Annotated in this window: 13 protein-coding genes and 1 pseudogene; 5 read left to right on the forward strand and 9 right to left on the reverse strand. The window is 37.7% G+C overall.

Annotation, left to right across the window (positions count from 1 at the left end):
• The first annotated feature begins 1,140 nt into the window (after window positions 1-1,140).
• The 3 genes from BC008_RS16015 (at window position 1,141) to BC008_RS16025 (ending at window position 7,386) form a co-directional block, all read left to right on the forward strand.
• Window positions 1,141-1,839 carry a pentapeptide repeat-containing protein gene (locus BC008_RS16015; RefSeq protein WP_058183663.1) on the forward strand — a complete coding sequence of 233 codons (699 nt, stop codon included), beginning with the start codon at window positions 1,141-1,143 and terminating at the stop codon, window positions 1,837-1,839.
• Window positions 1,840-2,027: 188 nt separating this feature from the next.
• Window positions 2,028-4,148, forward strand: a complete 2,121-nt coding sequence (locus tag BC008_RS16020; RefSeq protein WP_027846549.1) for an AAA-like domain-containing protein — start codon at window positions 2,028-2,030, stop codon at window positions 4,146-4,148.
• Window positions 4,141-7,386 carry a WD40 domain-containing protein gene (locus BC008_RS16025; RefSeq protein ID WP_058183664.1) on the forward strand — a complete coding sequence of 1,082 codons (3,246 nt, stop codon included), beginning with the start codon at window positions 4,141-4,143 and terminating at the stop codon, window positions 7,384-7,386. The genes BC008_RS16020 and BC008_RS16025 overlap by 8 nt, the downstream gene beginning before the upstream one ends.
• A 112-nt stretch (window positions 7,387-7,498) precedes the next feature.
• Here BC008_RS16025 and BC008_RS16030 read toward each other — a convergent pair.
• Together BC008_RS16030 and BC008_RS16040 are read right to left on the reverse strand one after the other, a co-directional pair.
• A pseudogene (locus tag BC008_RS16030) lies at window positions 7,499-8,992 on the reverse strand (IS5 family transposase).
• Between the two features lie 159 nt (window positions 8,993-9,151).
• The gene (locus tag BC008_RS16040; RefSeq protein WP_027847035.1) at window positions 9,152-10,273 is read right to left on the reverse strand and encodes an amidohydrolase family protein; all 1,122 of its coding nucleotides are present in this window, start codon (window positions 10,271-10,273) and stop codon (window positions 9,152-9,154) included.
• Window positions 10,274-10,290: 17 nt separating this feature from the next.
• Here BC008_RS16040 and BC008_RS16045 point away from each other — a divergent pair, with 17 nt between their 5' ends.
• A complete protein-coding gene (locus BC008_RS16045) occupies window positions 10,291-10,560 on the forward strand; it encodes a hypothetical protein (RefSeq protein WP_058183666.1) in 270 nt (89 codons plus the stop codon).
• A 160-nt stretch (window positions 10,561-10,720) separates the two neighbouring features.
• Here BC008_RS16045 and BC008_RS16050 read toward each other — a convergent pair whose 3' ends face one another.
• The 4 genes from BC008_RS16050 to BC008_RS16065 all read right to left on the reverse strand — a co-directional run bounded on the left by BC008_RS16050 (window position 10,721) and on the right by BC008_RS16065 (window position 15,102).
• A complete protein-coding gene (locus tag BC008_RS16050; protein WP_027846795.1) occupies window positions 10,721-12,055 on the reverse strand; it encodes a glutamine synthetase family protein in 1,335 nt (444 codons plus the stop codon).
• Between the two features lie 385 nt (window positions 12,056-12,440).
• Complete coding sequence (gene moeB, locus BC008_RS16055) at window positions 12,441-13,613, reverse strand: molybdopterin-synthase adenylyltransferase MoeB (RefSeq protein ID WP_027846796.1); 1,173 nt, start codon at window positions 13,611-13,613, stop codon at window positions 12,441-12,443.
• Between the two features lie 287 nt (window positions 13,614-13,900).
• The gene (locus BC008_RS16060) at window positions 13,901-14,404 is read right to left on the reverse strand and encodes a Mov34/MPN/PAD-1 family protein (RefSeq protein ID WP_058183667.1); all 504 of its coding nucleotides are present in this window, start codon (window positions 14,402-14,404) and stop codon (window positions 13,901-13,903) included.
• Window positions 14,405-14,868: 464 nt separating this feature from the next.
• Window positions 14,869-15,102, reverse strand: a complete 234-nt coding sequence (locus tag BC008_RS16065) for an indolepyruvate ferredoxin oxidoreductase subunit alpha (protein ID WP_058183668.1) — start codon at window positions 15,100-15,102, stop codon at window positions 14,869-14,871.
• Window positions 15,103-15,420: 318 nt separating this feature from the next.
• Between BC008_RS16065 and BC008_RS16070 the strand changes: the two genes are divergently transcribed.
• Window positions 15,421-16,284 carry a pentapeptide repeat-containing protein gene (locus BC008_RS16070; protein WP_058183669.1) on the forward strand — a complete coding sequence of 288 codons (864 nt, stop codon included), beginning with the start codon at window positions 15,421-15,423 and terminating at the stop codon, window positions 16,282-16,284.
• Window positions 16,285-16,460: 176 nt separating this feature from the next.
• Here the strand turns inward: BC008_RS16070 and BC008_RS16075 are convergent, their stop codons facing one another.
• The 3 genes from BC008_RS16075 to BC008_RS16085 all read right to left on the reverse strand — a co-directional run bounded on the left by BC008_RS16075 (window position 16,461) and on the right by BC008_RS16085 (window position 22,824).
• Complete coding sequence (locus BC008_RS16075) at window positions 16,461-20,423, reverse strand: WD40 domain-containing protein (protein WP_027845655.1); 3,963 nt, start codon at window positions 20,421-20,423, stop codon at window positions 16,461-16,463.
• An 891-nt stretch (window positions 20,424-21,314) separates the two neighbouring features.
• Window positions 21,315-21,932 (reverse strand): cobalt-precorrin-8X methylmutase, encoded by a 618-nt coding sequence (locus BC008_RS16080; protein WP_036267437.1) that lies wholly within the window; start codon window positions 21,930-21,932, stop codon window positions 21,315-21,317.
• A 79-nt stretch (window positions 21,933-22,011) separates the two neighbouring features.
• Window positions 22,012-22,824, reverse strand: a complete 813-nt coding sequence (locus BC008_RS16085; protein ID WP_027845653.1) for a DUF1868 domain-containing protein — start codon at window positions 22,822-22,824, stop codon at window positions 22,012-22,014.
• Window positions 22,825-23,796 lie beyond the last annotated feature (972 nt).

Consider the following 23,796-nt stretch of genomic DNA (forward strand, 5'->3'; position numbering starts at 1 on the left):
CTGCTCGATCTAGATTATTTTTCCATCTCTAACAGCTATAAATATCTGGATGAAGAGATTCAATTAAGAATTTGAAAAAAGTAGTGTTTGCTATCTGCCTTAATTTATCTCAATCGTCAATAGTTTTGCTATTAAGATTTTATATTTTTAGTATTTATCAAATTTCCTAGATTTTTGAGTTATCTAGTAACAAAATCGGAATTATTTAGAAAATTGATATTACCGTATATTCTTGGAGCTAAATATAGAGAGAATTCAATAATATTAAAATACTTATGAAATAATATCCTTGAAATGATGAATTTTATATTATTGGTATTTATATTATTTTTTAAATCCGCTATATTGATTAAGTGTAATTAGCTAAAAGTTAATTAACAGCAGTAAAAATAATCAACAATAAAGATTTATTGGAAATTTTACTTAGATTATATAATGTGAATTTATTAAAGTTTAATCTTGTAGATAATTCACTTACTTAAAAACATTTATTTTACGAAAAAATTGATTCAATATTTTATAGATTAACAGGAATGAGTATGTACTTTAAACTCCAAAATTCTGATAAGATTACTTCTTTTTGGAGTCGGAGAAAAATTATATTTACGACTGCATTTTTGATGCTATTAATTTCTTCCGGGTCTTGCTCTATATATTTTGTAGTGTCTTTATTTTCAAAACCTCTTTCAATATTTCCAACATCAATTCCTTGGATTAATGGCGAATCTGAATGTAAGCATACTAATCGAACATGGCGCGATGGAGAATGTTGGGATTATGAACATGATATGACGTTTTGATGTCTGTTTTATTAGAGATATGTAATTGGTAATTGGTAATTGGTAATTGGTAACTGGTAATTGGTAATTGGTAACCGGTAATTGGTAATAAGGCTCAATGTCATAACTCAAGAATTGATTGTGGGTAAAACATCATGATCCCCCTAAATCTCCCTTGGAAGGAGGGGAACTTTGAGATTATGTGAAGATTTATTAAGCAAGGATACTTTTGTTATTCATATGATGCTCTGATTTTAAAAGTGACTGCGTAAGTTCGCTGGGAAATGATATATAAAGGATTACGGAATTGTTGGGTTTCTGATTTTAATTTATTCAATCGGAATCAGTAAGGAGCACTCACATGAACTACCATTTATCCGACAAGGAAAATCATCAATTAGATTGGAAATTGCGTTTAGTCCAAGAGATTCTCAATCAGCCCGATCAAACTAAAAAATTGAGTGGTGTTGACTTAAGTGATGCTGACCTTAGTAATGCTGACCTTAGTAATGCTGACCTTAGTGGTGCAAATCTCAGTGGTACTAACCTCAGTGGTGCTGATTTAATTCGCGCTAACCTCCGAGCAGCCAATCTTCAGGACACAAAAATTGATGCTAAAACCAAAATTGATGGTAAATGGTATCTTGTATGGGAAATTGTTAATCAGCAAACTTCTGGACGAGAACTCGGTAGTTCAAATCTAATAGATGCTTATCTCAGAGGTGCGGATCTTACAGAGGCTAACTTTAGGAATGCTTATCTTAATGGTGCGGATCTTGCTGAAGCGGAGTTAATAAAAGCTAATTTTAAAGGTGCAAACCTTAGAGGTACAAACCTCAATAGTGCTAATCTCAAAGATGCCGATTTAACAGATTCTAACCTTAGTCGCGTTGATTTCAGAAATGCGGATCTTAGGGGTGCGAATTTGACAGAATCCAATTTGCAAGAAGCTGACCTGAGCAATGCTGATGTTGAAGGAGCACGGTTTGGGGGTAATCTAGGAATTTCGGAATCAATGAAGCGCGATTTGATTGCTCGCAAAGCAATTTTTATTTCCTAAAGGTATAATCAAAAACCTGGTTCTAAATATTTAAGATAAATTATTTAAGGTAAATTTTGGTGTTTAATAACACTATTTACGAGAAATTACACAGATAGCTAAGTTAAAATCACTAATAAATATAGGAGTATTCGTTTATATATTCCTTCTATGTTTATCTTTATATTTTTTATTAAGTATGTAGCGATATGGCGAAAAAAATCCTGCTTTTATCAGCCAATCCCACAAATACCTCCAAGCTGCGCTTGGATGAGGAATTGCGGGATATTCAAGCAGGTTTTGAACGTGCTAGATATCGAGAAGAGTTTGAAATAATTTCTAAGTTGGCGGTGCAAACTGAGGATTTGTACCGTGCTTTGTTGGATCATAATCCACAAATCGTGCATTTTTCTGGACATGGTGAAGGAGAGCAAGGTTTAGTTCTGGAAGATGGCTCTGGACAAATGCAATTGGTAAGTGCAGAATCCCTAGCCAAGTTATTTAAGTTGTTTCAGGACAAGATTGAATGTGTTGTACTTAATGCTTGTTATTCGGAGGTGCAAGCAGAAGCAATTCACCAACACATTGATTATGTTATTGGAATGAATCAAGCAATCGGGGATAAGGCTGCAATTAAATTTGCAAAGGGGTTTTATGATGCTTTGGGTGCAGGTAGGACTATTGAAGATGGGTTTCAGTTGGGTTGCACATTAATTGGTTTGGAAGGTATTCCAGAGTCTTATACTCCGGTTTTAAAAAGTAAAAGTTCTCAAAACCTAGCTTCAACATCTAATACCAAGGATAATAAACGGATATTTATTAGTTACAAACGGGATGTATGTCCTGATGAACAGGTAGCTTCGGAAATTGTCCAAGCAATGTCACCTCACCATGAAGTTTTTATTGACAAAAAAATACTGGTTGGTACCTGTTGGGCTGAATTGATTGAAACAGAAATTCGCCAAGCTGATTATCTGATTGTTTTACTTTCATCTCGGTCAGTATGCAGTGAGATGGTGGAAACAGAAATCCGCATGGCGCACGAATTTGCCCAAGTTCAGGGAGGAAATCCCCAAATTCTCCCAGTGCGGCTTAATTATAGCGACCCATTTCAGTATCCTCTAGGTGCTTATTTAAACAAGATTAACTGGGCATTTTGGCAAGATGCTTCAGATACACCTCGTCTAATTGAGGAATTAAAGCAAGCTGTTGCTGGAAATCAACTAACCATCGATAAACTCCCAAGGAAAGCTGAATTAAGTCAGGAAAGTGAAAGTGAACCTTCATCTGTACCCCGACCCTTCCCTTCAGCACAGCCGCTACCATTGGAAATGCCGTCAGGTACAATGGATACCTCTTCAGCATTTTACGTGAAACGTCCCACTGATGCGATCGCACAACGAATTATTCAACGACGGGGAGTAACAATTACCATCAAGGGACCGAGACAAGTAGGTAAAAGTTCGCTGTTAATTCGTACTATTGATGCAGCAGTTCAGGCGGGTAAGCGAGTTGCGTTCCTAGATTTTCAACTGTTTGATAAAGTGGCTTTGGATAATCCTGAAGTATTCTTTCGTCGCTTCTGCTTTTGGCTGGCTGATGCACTAGAAATTGACGATAAAGTAGATGAATATTGGAATTCAGCCCTAGGTAATAGCCGTTGTTGTACTCGATACTTGGGTCGCTATGTGTTGAAGGAATTGGATCAACCACTAGTTTTAGCAATGGATGAGGTTGACAAAGTATTTGATAGTGACTTTCGCAGCGATTTCTTTGGGATGTTGCGTAGCTGGCATAATAGTCGTGCAACTAAACAGATCTGGAAAAATCTTGATTTGGTACTCGTTACTTCTACTGAACCCTATCAGTTAATTAACGACCTGAATCAATCTCCTTTTAATGTGGGGGAGGTAATGGAATTAGCAGATTTCACTTCAGAACAAGTTGCTGAATTAAACCAACGCCATGGTTTACCCCTTAATTCTAATCAAGAGAAACAATTAATGATGTTGCTTGACGGACATCCTTATTTGGTGCGGAAGTCTTTGTATTCGGTTGCGAGCGGGCAAATCTCTCCTGCTGAATTATTTAGTAATGCTAGCGCCGAGCATGGTTTATTTGGCGATCATCTGCGTCATCTCCTGTCGCTGTTGCATAACAAAAGGGAGTTAATCCAGTGTTTGCTGGGAATTATTAATCATAATCAATGTGACAATAAACTGGTTTTCTGGCGGCTTCGGGGTGCGGGTTTAGTACGAGAGTCAGGGAGAAAAGTATTACCCCGTTGTCAACTTTACGCCGATTACTTTCGGGATAATCTGCATGTCTAAAGGAAATTCTCAAAGAAATCAAGCAAACATTTACACTGTGGGCGGAACAGTACAGGCTGGGGATGGTGTTTATATTCCTCGCCAAGCTGATGAGGAATTATTGACTTTGTGCCAACAGAGTATTTTTGCTTATGTCCTTACATCTCGCCAGATGGGTAAGTCCAGTTTGATGGTACGGACTGTAGAACGATTGGCTGTGGAGGAGATTGAATCAGTTGTAATTGATTTGACTCAATTGGGGGTAGGTTTAACTGCCGAGCAATGGTATCTGGGCTTACTTAGTATTGTTGAAGATACTTTGATGCTGGATACAGATGTGGTGGAATGGTGGCAGAAACATTCACATTTAGGTTTCACTCAGCGGTTAACTCGGTTTTTTGAGAAAGTTTTGTTGCTTGAGGTAACATCACCTATAGTTATTTTTGTTGATGAAATTGATACTACTCTCAGTCTGGATTTTACAGATGATTTTTTTGCGGCGATTCGCTACTTGTATGTCGCTCGCGCTCAAAATTCAGAATTTAAAAGACTTTCTTTTGTCTTAATTGGGGTTGCAACACCAGGGGACTTGATTCGCGATCCGAAGCGAACACCTTTCAATATTGGACAGCGTGTAGATTTAACTGACTTTACTTTTGAGGAAGCGTCACCTTTTGCAAAGGGATTAGGGTCAAACATTGAATCAGCACAAAAATTGTTGAGATGTGTGCTGGAATGGACGGGAGGACACCCATATTTAACTCAGCGTTCGTGTAGCGTTATCAGCCAGCAGCACAAAGACAGTTGGTCGTCACAAGAAGTGGAACAGGTAGTTGAGAGTACTTTTTTTGGGGTAATGAGCCAGCAAGATAATAACTTGCAGTTTGTACGGGACATGCTTACCAAAAGAGCACCAAATCAGGATGAAGTATTGAGCGTCTATCGACAGATTAGCTTCGGTAGGAAAACTGTTTTGGATGAAGAACAATCGATTACCAAATCGCACCTGAAGCTGTCGGGAGTGGTGCGACGTGAGAATAATGTTTTACGGTTGCGCAATCGTATTTATGGACAAGTATTTGACCGCAGATGGATCAATCAACATTTGTCGTTTAGTTTACAAGAACGATGGGAACAGTTAAAGCCTACACTCCCTTATTTGGTTAGCTTAAGTTTAGTGGTACTGTATCTTAATTTAGCGTGGCGGAATGCCGAAATCAGTGAAATTAAGACCTTAGCTCTAAGTTCTGATGGCTTTTTGCACTTGGATGGACGGAAAGCTCTTGAATCAAGTTTAAAGGCTGCGATAAAAATGCAAGGTAAACCCTGGATTGATGCAAATACCCGCGCCCGGGTAGAATTGGCATTATTAAATACAGTTCACAATGTTGCTGCACCCAACATCTTGGGAGGACATTCAAACGGGGTTCGCGGCGTCAGCTTCAGCCCTGATGGCAGGCTGCTAGCTTCTGCCAGCCTTGATAAAACGGTGAAACTGTGGGATACCAACACCGGCAAAGAAATTAAAACCCTCAAAGGGCATACAGGAGCAGTTAATAGTGTCAGCTTCAGCCCTGATGGCAGGCTGCTAGCTTCTGCCAACCTTGATAAAACGGTGAAACTGTGGGACACTACATCCGGTAAAGAAATCCAAACTCTCAGAGGGCATACAAACGAGGTTTATGACCTCAGCTTCAGTCCTAATGGCAAACTTTTAGCTTCTGCAAGTGCTGCTGACAAGACAGTGAAATTGTGGGATACCACCAACGGTCAAGAAATTAAAACTCTCACTGGGCACACAAACGAGGTTCGTGGTGTCAGCTTCAGCCCAGACGGTAACACGATTGCTTCTGCTAGTGCTGACAAGACAGTGAAACTGTGGGACATCAAGACCGGCAAAGCAGTTAAAACCCTCAAAGGGCATAGTGACTGGGTTTATGACGTCAGCTTCAGCTCTGATGGTAATACGATTGCTTCTGCTAGTCGTGATAACACTGTGAGACTGTGGGACATCAAGACCGGCAAAGAAATTAAAACCCTCAAAGGGCATAGTGACTGGGTTTATGATGTCAGCTTCAGCTCTGATGGTAATTTTCTAGCTTCAGCCAGTGCTGACACCACTGTGAAACTGTGGAACATCGAGACCGGCAAACAAATCGAAACTCTCAGAGGACATGGAAACGAGGTTCGTGACCTCAGCTTCAGTCCAAATGGGATTTTTCTAGCTTCAGCCAGTGATGACAAGACAGTGAAGCTGTGGGACATCAACACCGGCAAAGAAGATAAAACCCTCGCTGGGCATACAAACGAGGTTTATGAACTCAGCTTTAGTCCCGATGGCAAGTTCCTGGCTTCTGCAAGTGTTGACGAAACAGTGAAACTGTGGGACATCAAGACCGGAAAACAAATTAAAACCCTCAATGGACATACAGGATCATCAGTTAATAGTGTTGCCTTCAGCCGTGATGGAAAACTCCTAGCTTCTGCAAGTGGTGACAATACTGTGAAATTATGGAATCCTGACACCGGCGAAGAAATTAAAACCCTCACTGGGCATGCGGATCCAGTTAATAGTGTCAGCTTTAGTCCAGATGGAAAACTCCTAGCTTCTGCAAGTGGTGACAATACTGTGAAACTGTGGAATGTTACTACCCGCAAAGAATATAAAACTCTTACGGCGCATAAAGGTCCAGTTAATAGTGTCAGCTTCAGCCGTGATGGTAAGCTCTTAGCTTCAGCCAGTCATGACGCCACTGTGAAACTGTGGGACGTCAACACCGGCAGAGAAATTAAAACCCTTACCGGACACAAAGACTTAGTTTGGAGCATTAGCTTCAGCCATGATGACAAAATCCTAGCTTCAGCCAGTCATGACACCACTGTGAAATTGTGGAATATCAACACCGGCAGAGAAATTAAAACCCTTACTGGACATACGAACTGGGTTTATGACGTCAGCTTCAACCCTGATAAAAAGACGCTGGCTTCAGCTAGTGTTGATAGGACAGTAAAACTGTGGGACCTCGGTACCGGCGAAGAAATTAAAACCCTCACTGGACATACAGGACCAGTTAATAGTGTTAGCTTCAGCCAAGATGGTAAGCTTTTAGCTTCTGCTAGTCGTGACAATACTGTGAAACTATGGAAATGGGATTTTAAGTATTTACTCAAAAAAGGATGCGATTTTATCCGCAAGGATTTCAAAACCAATCCCCCTAATAATGAAGAAGAGAAACATCTTTGTAATGGTATTCAGTAGTGATAAATGAAGTTTTTTTCAGAAATTAAATCACAGTTTCAAACCTAGTTTCGATATTTGTTATTAAGTAGGGCTTGCTGAAAAAGTAATGAAAAAGTGAGACGGAGATTTATTAGTTATTCAAGGAAGGGGTAAAAATAAGTTTATTTTTATAAAAAGCGATTAAAGTATAATTTTTATTAATGCTATACCCTAAAAAAGGTAAATTTCTGAAAAATAGACATAAAAAAGCTCTCAATAAGCGTGACAGATAAGTGGAAAGATTCATAACGAGAAAAGTGATTGCAATCGCAGTTTTAGAAGTATGAGAAAGTTTAGTCATGACACAATTTAGGCTAAATCTTCTTTTACCTTGCCCAAACTTTCCTTCAATAGAACTACGGATCTTCTCATCATAAGCAGCTTGTTTCTTTTTCTCCTTACTAATATTTGTAGGTGGTCTTCCCAAGGGTGGTCCACTAATTCTAATACCTCTTTCTTTACACCAAGCTCGATTTTCAACTGTACGATAAATTTTATCTACATGAACCGATTTTGGATAATAACCAGTATAGTTTTTAAAGAATTCTATTTGTATTTTTAAATCTGTTGATTCATTGAAATTATTCCAGCTAATATGGTCTAAAAATACATATCCATTAAAATAGCTAGCAGATAATTTTGCCCCAAATTCTACTGTTTTACCGGCTTTACCCCTAATAATTGGACGTATATGCGGTTGATTTAAACTAACGATACGGTTATCAATACTCTTCAAATTGTTTTCATATAACCACAATTGTTGGCGATAAATTTCGCTTACTACTAGCAACATCTTATATTGTCTTTTACTTAAACTAGAAAGAGTAGCTCAAAATAGTAATTAGCTTCTCAATATGAGATAAATTTCTCTTAATATATTGAAGTTGCTTTTTTATCGCATTTCTTCTTTGCTTTTGACGCGGACGACGTTTTTTAGCTATCTTTAAGTAATTCTTTCTCGCAATGTTACGGTAAGTTCTTGGTTTTATACCTATTTTATCTTTTACTTGCTTATAGAGATGATCTATTATTTTCTCTGTATGCTTTCTACTTTGATTTAATAGTCCTAGATCCGTAGGATAACTAATATCACTTGGCGCACAAGTTGCATCTAATATTAATTTACCTCGATTTGTTGATTCATTTAAGTCTTTTTTTTTATTGATTCAGAAGAAGAATTTTCTAACATCTCCTTCACCATTTTTTGATTAATTCTATTGACTAGTTCCACACCTAATCTTTGACGAAAGTGAACCAGCATCGAGGCATCAAAAGGGGTATCATTACTATAAGATGAAATTCCTATAAAATATTGTAGGTAAGGATTCTCCTTGATTTGTTCTACTGTTTCTCTGTCTGTTATTCCTAGCTTTTCTTTAATTATTAATGCCCCTAATGCCATCCTAAATGATTTTGCTGGCGCTCCCATATCAAGAGAAAAAAATGAAGCATATTCTTCTTCAAATTCTGACCAAGGTATTAAAGAAGCCATAATCACCCAACGGTTATCTTTCGACAACTTGCCCTCAAAGGGGAGTTCAAAGTTTTCTGATGATATCTGAGACTGCTCCTCTTTACGGTACATATATACTAAAGCACGCGCAGCGTGCTACTCACGCTAATGCAAGGGTTTTGAGCTATTTTAAGCTTTTTTCTTGCACCTGAATATATTTCTTGGGGCTGATAATGTATGTTGCATCATATTTTTATATTTATTCAGCAAGCCCTAAGTAGACTACTACACCTATACACTCAACCCATAAACCCGATCGCTATTCCCCCGCAAAATAGCCACAGCCATTTCATCAGCTTCCCTAACAGTTAAATCCCCATCTTTAACAGAATCATCCAAAACTTGACCCAAAACTTTCCGTCCCCATTTCGCACCTAAGTAATATAAATCGGGAATCAAATGAGCATCGGAAGAATACATTAATTTACTAACAGGTGCTAACTCTATTAATTGACTGATAATATTTCTCATTCCCGCCACACTTAATGAAGGTATAGCTAAACCAAGACCGATATAAACATTGGGATAAACCGAAGCTAAGTAACCAGCTTCACGGGTATAGGGATAGGAAGCATGCAATAAAACAATCGGAGCATCACGAAAGCGATTATCTTCTAATAAAAATCTTAAGTGTAAAGGATTTGCTTGGCGTAAATCTAAATCTGGATCGCCAAATCCGGTGTGAAATTGGATTGGTATTTGATATTGTGCTGCGACCTCTAAAGTTTGGATTATTAAAAAGTCAATCAAAGATTTATCATTTAAGCGAGGTACTTTTTCTCCCGTGGTTTGTTTGAGTTTATCAAACTGATATTTAACTACAGGCAATTTTACAGGCTTAATTTCTAAACCCGTGCGATAAGCAGCAATACTTTTAAAACCCACTACTTCTGGCGGTGGGGGGTCAATTTCTGCTCTAAATTTTTCCCAGAATTTATCAAAGCTGTTTGTTTCGGAAATCAGATTTTGGGCAATATCTTCTATTCTTAATAACCGTCGTACAGGCATAAATAGTTGATGCCATTCCCAAGGTAAAATTTGCTCTGGAAGAAAGCCATCATCCAACAAAATTGCATTTAAATTAGCAGCATTAAAACAAATTTTTGTTAACTCTTCTAAGCCTAAATTATTCCGCGCAGTGATAATTTCTGACTCTTGAGGTTCGCATTTTAACAGGTCTGCCATATCCCGCAAACTGCGACGATAGAACAAAGTATGACAAACATGATTATTAATTATATCGGGATCATGAGCCTCGGTAAAAGCAGCAGCATAAGGACGACTGGCGATAAATTCTGGCTTTAACAAATTATGAGTATGTTGGTCGATCGCAGGAATATCCCAAAGTTCCATATTTCTAAATTCCTCCCTTGGGGGAGGTTAGGAGGGGGTTAGATTTCTCGGGGGAGGTTAGGAGGGGGTTAGATTTCTCGGAGGAGATTAGGAGGGGGTTAGATCTCTCGGAGGAGGTTAGGAGGGGGTTAGATTTCTTGGGGGAGGTTAGGATGGGGTTAGATTTCTTGGGGGAGGTTAGGAGGGGGTTAGATTTCTTAGGGGAGGTTAGGAGGGGGTTAGATTTCTCGCGGGAGGTTAAGAAGGAGTTAAATCTCTCGGATGAGGAAAAGTCACCAGGGTGTTAAATTTATCGATATAGCTTATACCAATTTGAAAAAATAATGAGACAGATAGATTTTTTCTTAGGAGACGTTGCACGCAACGTCTCTACCGGAGAATCTGTTGCAATGATTTATCGAATTGGTATTAGGTCATCTATAAAATAAAAAAATCAGAAGTTTTAAATCAATAACGCGACAACAATATCTTCACTTCCTCCTCTATTTTCATATCCTTCATCGCTTCCCACTCAGCCTGACGCACAGCAACAAATGCTTGAAATAAATCCGGTCCCAAAGCATTTTTCAGCACATTATCATTAACAAGATTAACGATCGTATTCCCCAAAGAAGTGGGTAAAGGGTCTATTCCCTTTGCTTTCAGTTGAGCTTCAGAGAGATCTCCAGGGTCAAATGTCACCGGTTCTCCCAGTTCCAGACCGCGCTTAACTCCATCCAAACCTGCTGATATCACACCTCCCAAAGCTAAATAAGGATTAGCAGCAGCATCAACGGTTTTTAACTCAAAATTAGTTGGGAACGGTGAAGCAAAACCAGTTGGGACTCTGACAACAGCTTCCCGATTATCAAACCCCCAACAGCGAAACGCACCACTCCAAGAATGGGGATAAATCCGACGGAAAGAATTAACGCTCGGTGTTGTCAGCGCCATTAAAGCAGGTAAATGTTCCAGAATTCCAGCTATAAAACTGCGAGCAGTTTTGGAAATTCCCCCAATTCCATCTGGGTCGGGAATAATATTTCGCTCTCCATCCCACAAACTTAAATGTAAATGACAACCACTACCAGCTTGGTCAGCAAAAACTTTTGGTATAAAAGAAGCCGTGAGTCCATGTTTAAGTGCAACTCCCCGCACCGTTTCCCGAAAAATTATTTGTCTGTCAGCAGCTTGCAAAGCATCACTATAACTAATCGAAATCTCCTGCTGACCTGGACCCGACTCCGGATGATACAATTCCACTTGAATTGATTGAGCAGCCAAAGCATCAGCAATATCATCAATTACAGCAGAGTTAATATCCATTCCCAAGGTGGAAGCAAAAACTGTGTTGTCGATGGGAATTATCCCATCAGAATTAGATTTCAACAAATAAAATTCATTCTCAAAAGCCCCTTTGACTTGCAAACCAAAATCTTGGGCTTTAGCGATCGCACTTTTGAGAAATCCACGGGGACATAAAGACCAGGGAGTTCCATCCTTGAATATATTTCCAATAACCCTAGCGTGGGTGGGAGCATAGGGTAACACATTGAGAGTAGACCAATCCGGAACAACCCAAGCTTCAGCAACCGGAGCAAGACCTGCTTCCGGAATTACCGCATCATACATTACAGGAAATGCTTGCTGTGCAACTGTCATGCTGACTCCCGTATCAAAATGTTCTGCTAAGACGTCAACGTGAAAAGCTTTGGAACGGATAATATTGGCGTTGTCACAGAAAAGAATGCGGACAAATTTAATATTGTTTTCTTTTAGGTGCTTAAGAATGTCTATTTGCATATTTCTTTTTTTACTGTCCCGGCAAAAAATAGGTTTAAACTTATACTCGCACGTTCCGTACATTTAAGAACGTAATAATATTTTTGTGTCTAATCATTAAATTAAATTGACAATATTTTGGAGCCCTAAAGCGCTACTACAAATAAAAGACATAACACTACCTTTTTAGATTAGGTTAGAACGTTGGCTAATTTTGAAATCTATAGCTAGCAAACTTTTGGTTTGCACCACTGCGCGCGATCACAGATCGTATTTTAATTTTTGGCTTGCGCGTAGCGCTATATTTCCTCATTCTTAAAACGATTAAGGACGCACATTGGTGCGTCCCTCAAGACAAAAAATTAAAACAAAATAATGGTATTAATTGTGTCACCCAAATTTACAATTAATATTCTGGAACAGACGGATCGATTTCTCGACTCCAAGCAGTAATACCACCCTTAACATTAATACCCTCAATTCCATTTTCTTTGAGAATACCTAATGCTTTAGCCGAACGTCCGCCCATCTTACAATGAGCAATTAGACGATGACCATTAAGTATTTCCTTAACCTTGTCAACACCCGCGCCATTTTCTATATCTGGAAGGGGAACGAGTACAGAGCCAGGAATTTGAGCAATTTCATACTCATGGGGGTTGCGAACATCTAGCAGGACAAAATCTTTTTTGCCACTATCTAGTAACTCTTTCAACTCGTTGACAGACATTTCTTGGATATCCATTTGCCTTTTCGCCTCCTCGGCTTTTGCTTGGGGAATACCACAAAACTGTTCGTAGTCTATCAGTTTTTCAATTACAGGACGTTCTGGGTTTGGACGAAGCTTTAATTCCCGGAATTTCATTTCCAAGGCATTATACAGCAATAATCTACCACTGAGGGTATTACCTTGTCCGATAATAACTTTGATAGTTTCCGTTGCTTGGATACCGCCAATCATGCAGCATAATACCCCTAAAACGCCGCCTTCCGCACAAGAGGGAACCATTCCTGGTGGTGGTGGTTCGGGATAAAGATCGCGGTAATTTGGTCCACCTTCGTAATTAAAGACCGTTGCTTGTCCTTCAAAACGGAAAATAGAACCGTAGACATTGGGTTTGTTTAACAATACACAAGCATCATTAACCAAGTATCGTGTCGGGAAATTATCAGTCCCATCTACAACTACATCATAAGATTCAAGTATAGAAAGGGCATTTTCTGAACTGAGGCGAGTTTCGTATAAATCAACCTGACAGAAAGGATTAATTTCTAGAATACGACTTTTAGCGGATTCAATCTTAGGTTTACCGACCCAAGAAGTTCCGTGAATTACTTGACGTTGTAGGTTAGAACTATCAACTACATCGAAATCTACAATACCGATGCGTCCGATACCAGCAGCAGCAAGATATAACAGTAATGGCGAACCTAGTCCACCAGTACCGACACATAAAACACTAGCTGCTTTTAAGCGTTTTTGCCCATCTAAGCCGACTTCCGGCAAAATTAAATGACGGGAATAACGTTCGTAATCGTCTTTCGTAAGTTGGATATCATCCAAATTCGGATTAAGCATAACTGTGGAATGAGGAAGCCCAGAATTTTTATCGTACCCAAAAAAGATACCTTTTTGATATTTGTGATTTTTAACTTAACTTTTTGTTTTAAAGGGAATGGGTAATGGGTAATGGGTAATGGGGAATGGGTAATTGGTAATGAGTTAATTTTTCTGACTCCTGACTCCTGACTCCTGACTCCTTACTTCTTACTCCTGACTCCTGACTCCTGACTCCTGACTCCTGACTCCTGACTCCTAACTTCTGACTCCTGACTCCTAACTTCTGACTCCTGACTCCTGACTTCTTACTTCTGACTCCTTACTTCCCAAAGTTCTTCTGCTTGGAATTGATTTTCGCTATTCAAAACCCAGCTATTTATTTCAGCAGCTTTACCATCTCGTACCGAAACAATTATGTAAGAATATTCTTGCCAAGCATAATTGCGATCAAATTCTGAAGGTTCAGCAGGATAATCAGGGTGGGAATGAAAAATACCAATGATATTCATTCCTGAATCACGCGCTGACTTTTGTGCTTTTAACATCACCTCGGGTGCGATCGCATATCGCCGTCTTTTAGAAAAACCGATAGTATTACTGATACTATTATCGACCTCATCATCCAGTTTGCTTTCGGAAAAATCTAATGCTGTATCTGGATTCCAAGCATTTTCAGTTAATATTACCTCCGCCACAGTTTTTTGAGTTTCAGTTAAAGAACCGAGCAAAATACCACAGCATTCCTCTGGATAAGTACTTTCAGCATGTTGAAAAATATCTTGTAAATGTGTAGCGAGCAGTTGAATCATTAATCAGTTAACAGTTAACAGTTATCAGTTTATGGCTAACGCCACGCCCTTACGGGCTACAGTTATCAGTTATCAGATTTCAGTTATTAAAATTTTTAAGATCGTTTATTTAATTTATGAATTGGGACTTACGCAATTTCTCCTTATTTAGGGCTTGCTGAATAAAATTGGAAACTATAACAGGTAAGGGTTTAAAGCTTTTTTGTCCCAAACAAGTGCAAGGGAATAACATTTATAGTCTCAAAAACCTTGCACTTTAGTCCGCGATATCGCCGGGTAAATTCGAAATTAAGGGATGGAACTACTATAAAAGCAAGCTGTGTGGCTTCTAGATTCGCGAAGTTCTACTTTTTCAGCAAGCCCTATTTAAGGGAGTTTGGAAACTTAAAAGCTTTACTTGAAAACCTTTTGTTTCCCATTTAATTGACGCAAGCCCCAAATTCAAATACTAAGAATTGGAAAAACTATAATGGCAGTGGTGTTTTTTGTAAATCTGGTCTTTCTTCAGGAACAATAGCTCCTTCAACTGGACAAACTTGGATACAAATACCACAATCGATACAGGTGTTGAAATCAATCCAGTACCAATCAGTTCCCTTCATATTTTTACCGGGACCATCATGAATACAAGCTACTGGACATGCGTCAACGCAATCCGCAATGCCTTCACAGACATCAGTAACTATTGTATGTGACATAGCGTTCTCTCTGCTTGGATCTTCTGAATTTAAGTTAGCAGTTAATAGGGTAGCAAGAATAGGTTGGGGATTCAGAATTGCGGATTTTTAGAATAGTAGATTTTTTACTATTACTATTAAAGAAATTTAATTTTATTATTTTAGCTTTTTGATTTTTTTCGATCGCACTGGCTTCTAGCATAGAATTATTTTATTTATTCGTATATTGAAACACTTTTTGTTAAAATCTATCTAAAGACATATGGAATCACAGGCATCACTCGAAGTATGTTTGGATCTCCATAAGAAAATAAGTAAATAAATTACCCAGATAAATTCGTGGATACTCTTTCTCAATGGCTTAAATCAGATGAGGTTACTTCAATATTAAGTATCCCAGCTGAAGATGTTATTTTTGTAGATGGTGAGACTTCCAAGAATGATAAGAAAAATTTAGCATCTACCATTGCTGATAATGATATTAGCGATCAGTCAGAAAATACACAATCAGAATTGACAGTTAAACCTGTAATAGATATAGATTTAGATTTAGAACAAACTGCAGAAATTGATAATATATCTCATTTAGAACAAGAAATTCTTGAAAATATTGCTAACGGGAAAGACCTCAGTGGTTCTGACCTCACTGGGGCTAACCTGAGAAATGCAAATTTGAGCGGAGTTAATCTCAGTGGAGTTAACCTCAGTGATGCAAATCTGAGTGGTGCTAATCTCAGTAATGCCAATTTGAGTGGTGCTAAACTCAGTGGTGCTATCCTCATAAATGCTGACCTCACTGGTGCTGACCTCTGGGGGGCTGACCTTAGTAATGCAGACCTGATAAATGTCATCTTCAGAAAAGCCAACCTTAGTGGAGCCATTCTGAGTAGTGCGGACCTAAGTAATGCAAACCTCAGTGGTGCAGATCTAAGTAGTGCAGATCTAAGCAGTGCGGATCTGTGGAGCGCTGACCTTAGCAGTACTGATTTTTGGGACGCCGATCTGAGTGGTGCTATTCTCAACCGCGCCGACCTTATAAACGCTAACCTAACTCTAACTAACCTTAATGATGCTGACCTTACCCTAGCTGACTTTACTCTTGCTAAAAACATCACAATTAAAAATATTAAAGAAGCTTTCAACTGGGAACAAGCAAAATATAACCCAATATTTCGCAAAAGGCTTGGCTTATTGGCAGCATAGTTTTAACTTAGATGCTTAAAAACATATGCTCATGTGAAGAATCTTAAATAACATCAATTAGCGAAAATCATCACAGACATGATTTTGTTCCATTCCCTAAACCCTCGGTAGTGTTCAGAACCAAATAAACACCTTTTAACTGTTGACTGTCAACTGTAGTCCATCAAGATGTAGCGTTAGCTATAAACTGAAATACTCCCTAGTTCCTGTAGGGTAGTTTTTTGTGCTTCCGTTAAACCTGTAGTTTTGTAAAGATTCATGTTTTCGTAAAGACGAGGAATCTTTAGGGTTTGCAAACATTGAAAAGTTTCTACATCCCAAATTTTAATTGTTGAATCTCCATCACCGCTAATTAAAGTTTTTCCATCAGAACTGAAAACAACTGACATTACCCATGTTTCACAAGCATCAATAGAAACAATATATTCACCTTTCACCACATCCCAAAGTTTAATAGTGCGATCGCTACTACAACTTGCAAGTAAATTACCATCAGGACTAAAAGTAAGACCTAAAATCCAATTTGTGTGACCTGAGAATATATTCATACATTTACCTGTAGGAATGTCCCAGAGCCTAACAGTCATATCTGCACTATTTGCTGTTGCTAATATATCTCTTTGGGGATGAAAAGCTACTCGCCATGTTAGTATAGTATCCCCTTTAAAACTTTGACGACATTCTTTAGTTTCTAAATCCCAAATTCTCACCGTATCATCAAAATTTCCCACAGCGATACTTTTACCGTCTGGGCTAAAATCTACAGACATTGCATAATGTTCTGACAACGTATATAACAATTCTCCCGTTAATGGATTCCATAAACGGACAGTGCGATCATAACTGCTACTAGCTAAAAGATACCCGCATTTTGGTTGCAATCCAATGAGGTTTGCAGAAACTGGACTAAAAGCAAGCCCTGTGACTAAACTTTTGTGTCCTCGCAACACTTTGATACATTCACCTGTTTCCACATTCCACAATCTAATTGTCAGGTCTGCACTACCACTAGCAACAATTTTACCGTCAGGGCTAAATTCTACAGCAAATATATATTCAGTATGTCCGCGTAGAGATTTTACACCTAATGTCTGCAAATTCCATAATCTGACAATGGAGTCTTCGCTTCCACTAGCAATTAAAGCTATTTGTTCCCCACTTGGATCAGATTTAGTAGGTTTTGAGGGTTCAAGCTTTGAGGGTTCAAGCTTTAAGGGTTCAAGCTTTAAGTAATTAAAGTTTGAGGAATTAAATTTGGAAAAATAAGCTACAGAACCAATCCAACTATGCCTTGCTTTCAAGGTTCTGATGCATTCTCCATTTGCAATATCCCATAACCTAACAGAAAAATCCTGACTGCAACTTAATAATAAAGTTCCTTGGGGATTAGAAACAATATTATCAACAGAATTCTTATGACCTTGGAAAATTTTAATACATTTTTTGGTAGTGATATCCCAGAGTCGAATTTTTCCATCGACACTGCAACTAGCCAATAAATTAGGTTTGTCTCCAACAAAGGTGATAGCCATTATCCCATGTTCGCAGTCATGCAAAACACCAATACAAGATTTACTTTGGATATCCCATAACCTAATAGTTTGGTCTAAACTACAACTAGCTAAAATACCTTGAGAATTAATAACTACTCGTTTCACCCATTCTCTATGATCTGTGAAAGTGTGAATGCATTCCCCGGTTACCATATCCCATAATTTCACATTTCCATCGTCACTAGCACTGGCGATAGCTCCGCGTATAGGAGAGTTTATGGTTAAATGCTCTGTGTCTGTAGTTCCTGCATCAGTAAATTCTTTATTTGTCAATTCTTCTTTTAAAAATTCTTTTTCTACAAAAACATCTGGGGTGAAAGTTATACCCCAAATTCCCTTAGTGTGACCTCGTAAAACTTTAGTACATTCTTTTGTTGCAATATTCCAAATTCTGATAGTACAGTCCGCACCACTACTGATTAAGGTTTTCCCATCAGGTACAAGTACAGCATTATAAACACTACCTTGGTGACCTCGAAAAATTTTTATACATTGCCCGGTTGAAATATCCCAAAATTTCATGGTTCCATCGTGGGATGTACTGACAAAAGTACTATCATTTATGTAAATAAGACTCCATATGGGTCCCTTATGTGCTTTGTAAGTCGTTAATAGTTCACCAGTATTAACATTCCATAGAAAAATTGAACCCTCTGAATGACCTGTAACTAATGTTTTACCATCTTGACTAAACACCGCAGACATTGCCACACCAAAAGTCTTGGCAAATACGGAATTAGATAGGTCACTATGGCTAAAATTAACCTGCTGCAGAGGTGTTTCTTGGAAATATGCTTGCCAAATACTCAGGTAAGATAAATTATACCCCCGCAAATCCGTTTGGATTTGACATAACAAGTTAAGAATGTTACCTGCAGCATACCCAGGTTCTAATGCTGGATTAGGGGAAGAAACAATGTTCTCAAAGTTAGTTTGCTGTAACTCATATAAAATATTGCTAAGAGTAGTTTTAATTCCCTGCTTATGGTGGAGTTTGAGCAACAGTTGTTCGATAACAGGCTGAAGAATTAACTTTGTTTGGGTAATGCGGATATAATCCTTTGCTGTAGCTTGAATTAGAGCGTGAGTATTAAAAGTTTTATGAGCAAAGCTAGGAGCAAAAGCAGGTACATTTAAATTACGAGTTTTATCTTCTATTTCCTTCGTCACCTGTTGAATTAACCGTCTGGTGACATATTCCATAACCACAGGTTGCAAAGTAAATTTGGTAGAAGCACTCGTACTCTTACTTGTACTGTTGATGTTATCGAGCAGATTTTTACTTTTTTCAATTAAACTACGCCGACTCAGAGACTCCAAAGCCTCTAACATTTTCATTGGGGATACGGGTAAAACAAAATCAGCGCGTAATTTCTTCAGGGTCACAGGTTCACGGTTAACTGCTAACCAGTAAAGCAAATCCTTTTCCAAATCTGATAGGCGATGGAATTGCTGACTTAATAAGTCATAAATACTACCAAAAACCATTGTTCCTTGACTGCAAAATTCTTTGACATCACCATCAAATAATTCCCGGATTGTAGTTGCAACTATTTTGAGAGCTAGGGGATTACCGCCATAATGATGAATTAAATATTGCCATTGGGCATTATAACTGGAGAAAAAACCTTTAGTTTGTAACAATTCTAAAGCTGCGTCTTCCCCAAGTCCTTCTAAATTTAGCGATCGCACAGGTAAAGTTTCCCCTTCCAGTGCAGCTATTTCCCGAGGTTTTTCCCGACTAGTTAACAATAAACAACTTTGGTGTGGTGTTTCTGCTATTTGTTGCCAAAATTGTCCATAACCTTCATATCCGGTTTGATAATACCCACTATTATCCCCACTTGCTAAAATTGATTCGGCATTATCGATAATTATGAGACAGCGACGCAAGCGTAAATAACCAATAAATTGAGCAATCAACTCGCCGATATTCTCTGATGTATTAATATCCTCACCTTGAGCGCAAAATTGTAAAAGACTTTTCAATAATTCCTCTAAGGTTTGTGAATTACGTAAACTACGCCAAACTACAAACTCAAACTTTTCTTCTAATTGTTGTGCTAACTTTACCGATACTGAAGTTTTACCAACACCCCCCATTCCCAATAAAGCTACCAAGCGACAATTGCTATTGACTATCCAATTTTCTAACTGCATCAACTCTTGGGAACGCCCAAAAAATATTGAAACATCAACCGCTTCACCCCAATCAGTCTTTTGTTTGAAATATTGGCGTTCGGGTTTGAAGTCTGAAATTTTGGATTCTAAGCCTTGATTTGGAAAATTTTTTTCTATTTTTGTGTGTTTTGTACTTCCAGGTTTTGTATAATCATTTTGGGTTAAATTTAAATTGAATGCATAAAAGAAATACTCCAAAGTCTGTTTGTCTACCGCTTCTTCACCAGCTAGCACTTTAGAGATGGTGAAAGGTGCCAGTTGGGTACGAAAACTAAGCTCTTCTAGAGTAAACTTCGCACCATCATTTTCTAAACTTTCAGCTTGGTGTTTCGCGCTAGTTAGTTTGTGCAATCCAATATCGGTCAGAATGACACCGCGTTTGCGTCTTTGCTTTTGCCGTTCCATTGGCAGATTTGAGAAAAGGTCGTCGGGAATAAATTATATATGTCCTAATTTTTATACAACTTCATGGACATTATTTTCTTTATTATGAGTTTTTTTTAAGCTTGGGTGAGGAGATAAAACTGCAAATTGAACGTAAGGTAGGTTAAAGTTGAATTTATAAGCTTGAAATCAAGCTATTTGATATACAAAGTGCAACCTACCCTATGGATGATTTTGACTGAAAATACCATTTGTATTTGGAGAGATAATTCATTGATTTTGATGTATGAGTACAATACCAGCGCTTAACAGATCGCTAAAAATATACGTAAAAACAGTGAATACACGCCTAATCGGTCAAAAGTGTTCCTCTAGTCGAATGCAATATTGACAATCGAAGACTAAAATGGAGTAATTCTTAATCGATTGTTAATTCATTGGAAAAGAAAAGCCACCCTTTAATTGCTTAAGTGTGGCTATAGTTCGTGTTGTATATATGGTAAATAACACCCTAGTACCTGTAAATTAACATCGTACGTGTTAAAAAGTATTAGAATGTCAAGATTTCAAGACATTTGCAGGGGTGCCCGAAAACTTTATCTAGTAGCGAAAAATACTGGATAAAGTTTTTCCAAATACACCGGTTAAAGCGAAAAATTACTGAATTATTGAATATTTTTCGCTGAAGAAAACAAAATCGAGTTAGCGTTCTATGTATCTCAAAAAACTTTATCCAACATGAATATACTTAGAGGAAAATAAGTTTCATTTTATCCGAGAGTGAGTAAATGTGGATGGATTTTCTAGATTCAGGATGAACTTGAACCATATATCATACCTAGTGAAAACACTATTATTATTTTGTTTTCGTCAATCGTTTGATACGTTAGTATATTATTCTGTTCTCAACATTTAATTAGAATTTGCTTCGCAAGCAAGTGTAATCAAAGCATTAAGAATTGCTACTGCAACGGAGGAACCACCCTTGCGTCCTTCAACGCAAATTTGATGTACTGATGTTTGTGCAAGCACAGTTTTAGATTCAACTACGGAAATAAAACCAACAGGAGCACCAATAATTAAAGCAGGTTTAATATCAGCATTTTTTACTTCCTGACAAAGGGATAATAAAGCGGTGGGTGCATTACCGATGACAAAAATTGCATGGGGGAATTCTCTGTAGCATTTTAATAAACCTGTTTCTGTACGAGTTTTTCCTGGAAGTGCTTCCTCTACTTGAGATACCGCACTAATTAATTGATTATTGAAAGTACGGGACAATAAACCTGCAATTCCTTGTTTTACCATTCCAACATCAGTCACAATTGGTACCCCTTCAATTAGAGCGGAAATTCCACTTGCGATCGCGTTAGGAGAAAACTTTACTAAATGCTTGAATTCAAAATCAGCAGTAGAGTGAATAACCCGGCGGACAATAGCATACTCATCTCGTTCAAATTCATGTCCGCCAATTTCACGGTCAATAACCGCGAAACTTTGTTCCATAATTGGGTGTATGGGTAAATTCATCAAAATCAAACAATCGAGATTTTAGCAATTGGGAGTCTAAAAATCAAAAATTTAAAGGTCAAAAATCTAGAAGTTAAATCTAGAATTCAACAATTTGGGAGTCAAAATCCAATGTAGGCCAATCAGGCTCGCGATAAAATCGATTCATATCATCAAACTTTCGTAATTGAGCGCTTGTCACTATCATTTCAGGTGAATTAGGTAACCATTGTTGATTTAGATTGGAAAACATTAACGCCAAACCTTCCCTATCAAAATCAGAAGGAATTTCGCCAAAGTATCCCAAAGTAATATGCGCTGTAAAATGATAATGTTGCTCAATACCTAAACCCACCAGCTTAGGATTTTGATAAATTGCTCTACGAAGATTAATGATATTGGCATAGCAAACTTCATTTTGAGGCACTAAGCAAACACCTATAGCCCTAGGCATGACTAATAATCCTAACATCTGCCAACGAATTGAGCTATTGCCAAGGTAGAGTAGTTTATCGTGACTCTGAAAAATTTCCGTAAAGCAGCTGCGTAAATCTTCTTCAAAATTGGGATTACTTTCACAAGCATCGCGATAAGCGCTATCCCAAATCAAGTCTGCTAAGGTGAAATGTAAGCTATTAGTGGGTACGGGTACAATCAAACCCTCGTGGGATGGTAACTCCAATAATTGTTGTTGGTATTGAATTAAAGCGTCGTAAAAAGCAGAATTTGCAGCATCTTCTTCATAGGGTGGAGTAATGACTGTGTAGCCAGGAAAAGGAGAAGCTTGTCTCACTCCTTCGCTGTTTGGCTTGAATTTAAAAGATTCTTGAATATGCTGTACTTGAGATTTGTAAGCTTCCGGTAGCGTCATTCGTGCTACCCGATTTAGATAAGTCTGATAGTTGTTATCCAACTTTGATTTCCTCTTACTCTCCTTTGATAGATTGTAAGTAAATTGAATGAAGTTGACTAAGGGATAAGTTCTCAAACTTTGGCGAACCCTATGCAAAATCTATAAAATTGTTGACATGGGCTTCATCTATAATTCATTCCTTCATGCTGTGGACACTAAGTGTTTATGCTTATGCTCAACACTTCGCTAAGGAATCAAAATTTAATAACCTATAGTTCTAATAGTTCTAAAATTTGGGATGTTGCTTTATCCAATACCTGTAGCTAGAGCTTCCCTACTTAAGCTTCCTTATCTACAGAACGGAAGAATCCGGTACGCCTATACTGAATGCTAACAGCACCTTAATTTTGTACTCTATCTAGTCCACATCCCTGAAAAACATAACTAAAGCCTACAACAACTACAGCAATCTACACTAAGAAATATTATTCATGACTTTAGTTGAAATTCATGACTTTATTAGCTGAAATAAAAATTTTGTAGACTTTATCTACATGAATTATCTGGCAACATAAATACTATTTATTCCAATAGAAAGAATAATTGATGCCAAATATCATCAGTTCATAAAATCACAAATAAATATTACAGATAGTTAAAAATAATTATGTTTGGGTATTTAAGGTGTAATCCATTGAACAAGGATTATAAAGCTTAAGGGTTAAACTACAAATAATATTATTTTGACTTTCATACTCTTTAGTAATTGTGCAATATTATTTAACTAGGACATTGTGTATATTTATAATTTAAATGTTCTCAAACTTTGTTTTTTATAGATTAATTATCAATAGTTATTCTTTGATTATATTTTTAATAAGGATATAAATATATACCAAGAAATACTTTTCATAATTAGGTTATAATAGCAAACTAAATAGTTGTCATATAGGACTAGTATTTGATTTCTGAAAAAACTCCGTACATCTGGAGAGATAGAAAATCAAAGGTAGTATTTCGAAGAAACCACTC

Source organism: Mastigocoleus testarum BC008, from assembly GCF_001456025.1.
Taxonomy (GTDB): domain Bacteria; phylum Cyanobacteriota; class Cyanobacteriia; order Cyanobacteriales; family Nostocaceae; genus Mastigocoleus; species Mastigocoleus testarum.

What these genes read in the sequence shown, in the direction of transcription:
- BC008_RS16025 (WP_058183664.1), top strand. Translation starts at nt 4,141, where the DNA reads ATGTCTAAAGGAAATTCTCAAAGAAATCAAGCAAACATTTACACTGTG.
- BC008_RS16040 (WP_027847035.1), bottom strand. Translation starts at nt 10,273, where the DNA reads ATGGAACTTTGGGATATTCCTGCGATCGACCAACATACTCATAATTTG.
- BC008_RS16060 (WP_058183667.1), bottom strand. Translation starts at nt 14,404, where the DNA reads ATGATTCAACTGCTCGCTACACATTTACAAGATATTTTTCAACATGCT.
- BC008_RS16075 (WP_027845655.1), bottom strand. Translation starts at nt 20,423, where the DNA reads ATGGAACGGCAAAAGCAAAGACGCAAACGCGGTGTCATTCTGACCGAT.
- BC008_RS16080 (WP_036267437.1), bottom strand. Translation starts at nt 21,932, where the DNA reads ATGAATTTACCCATACACCCAATTATGGAACAAAGTTTCGCGGTTATT.
- BC008_RS16015 (WP_058183663.1), top strand. Translation starts at nt 1,141, where the DNA reads ATGAACTACCATTTATCCGACAAGGAAAATCATCAATTAGATTGGAAA.
- moeB (WP_027846796.1), bottom strand. Translation starts at nt 13,613, where the DNA reads ATGCTTAATCCGAATTTGGATGATATCCAACTTACGAAAGACGATTAC.
- BC008_RS16050 (WP_027846795.1), bottom strand. Translation starts at nt 12,055, where the DNA reads ATGCAAATAGACATTCTTAAGCACCTAAAAGAAAACAATATTAAATTT.
- BC008_RS16065 (WP_058183668.1), bottom strand. Translation starts at nt 15,102, where the DNA reads ATGTCACATACAATAGTTACTGATGTCTGTGAAGGCATTGCGGATTGC.
- BC008_RS16020 (WP_027846549.1), top strand. Translation starts at nt 2,028, where the DNA reads ATGGCGAAAAAAATCCTGCTTTTATCAGCCAATCCCACAAATACCTCC.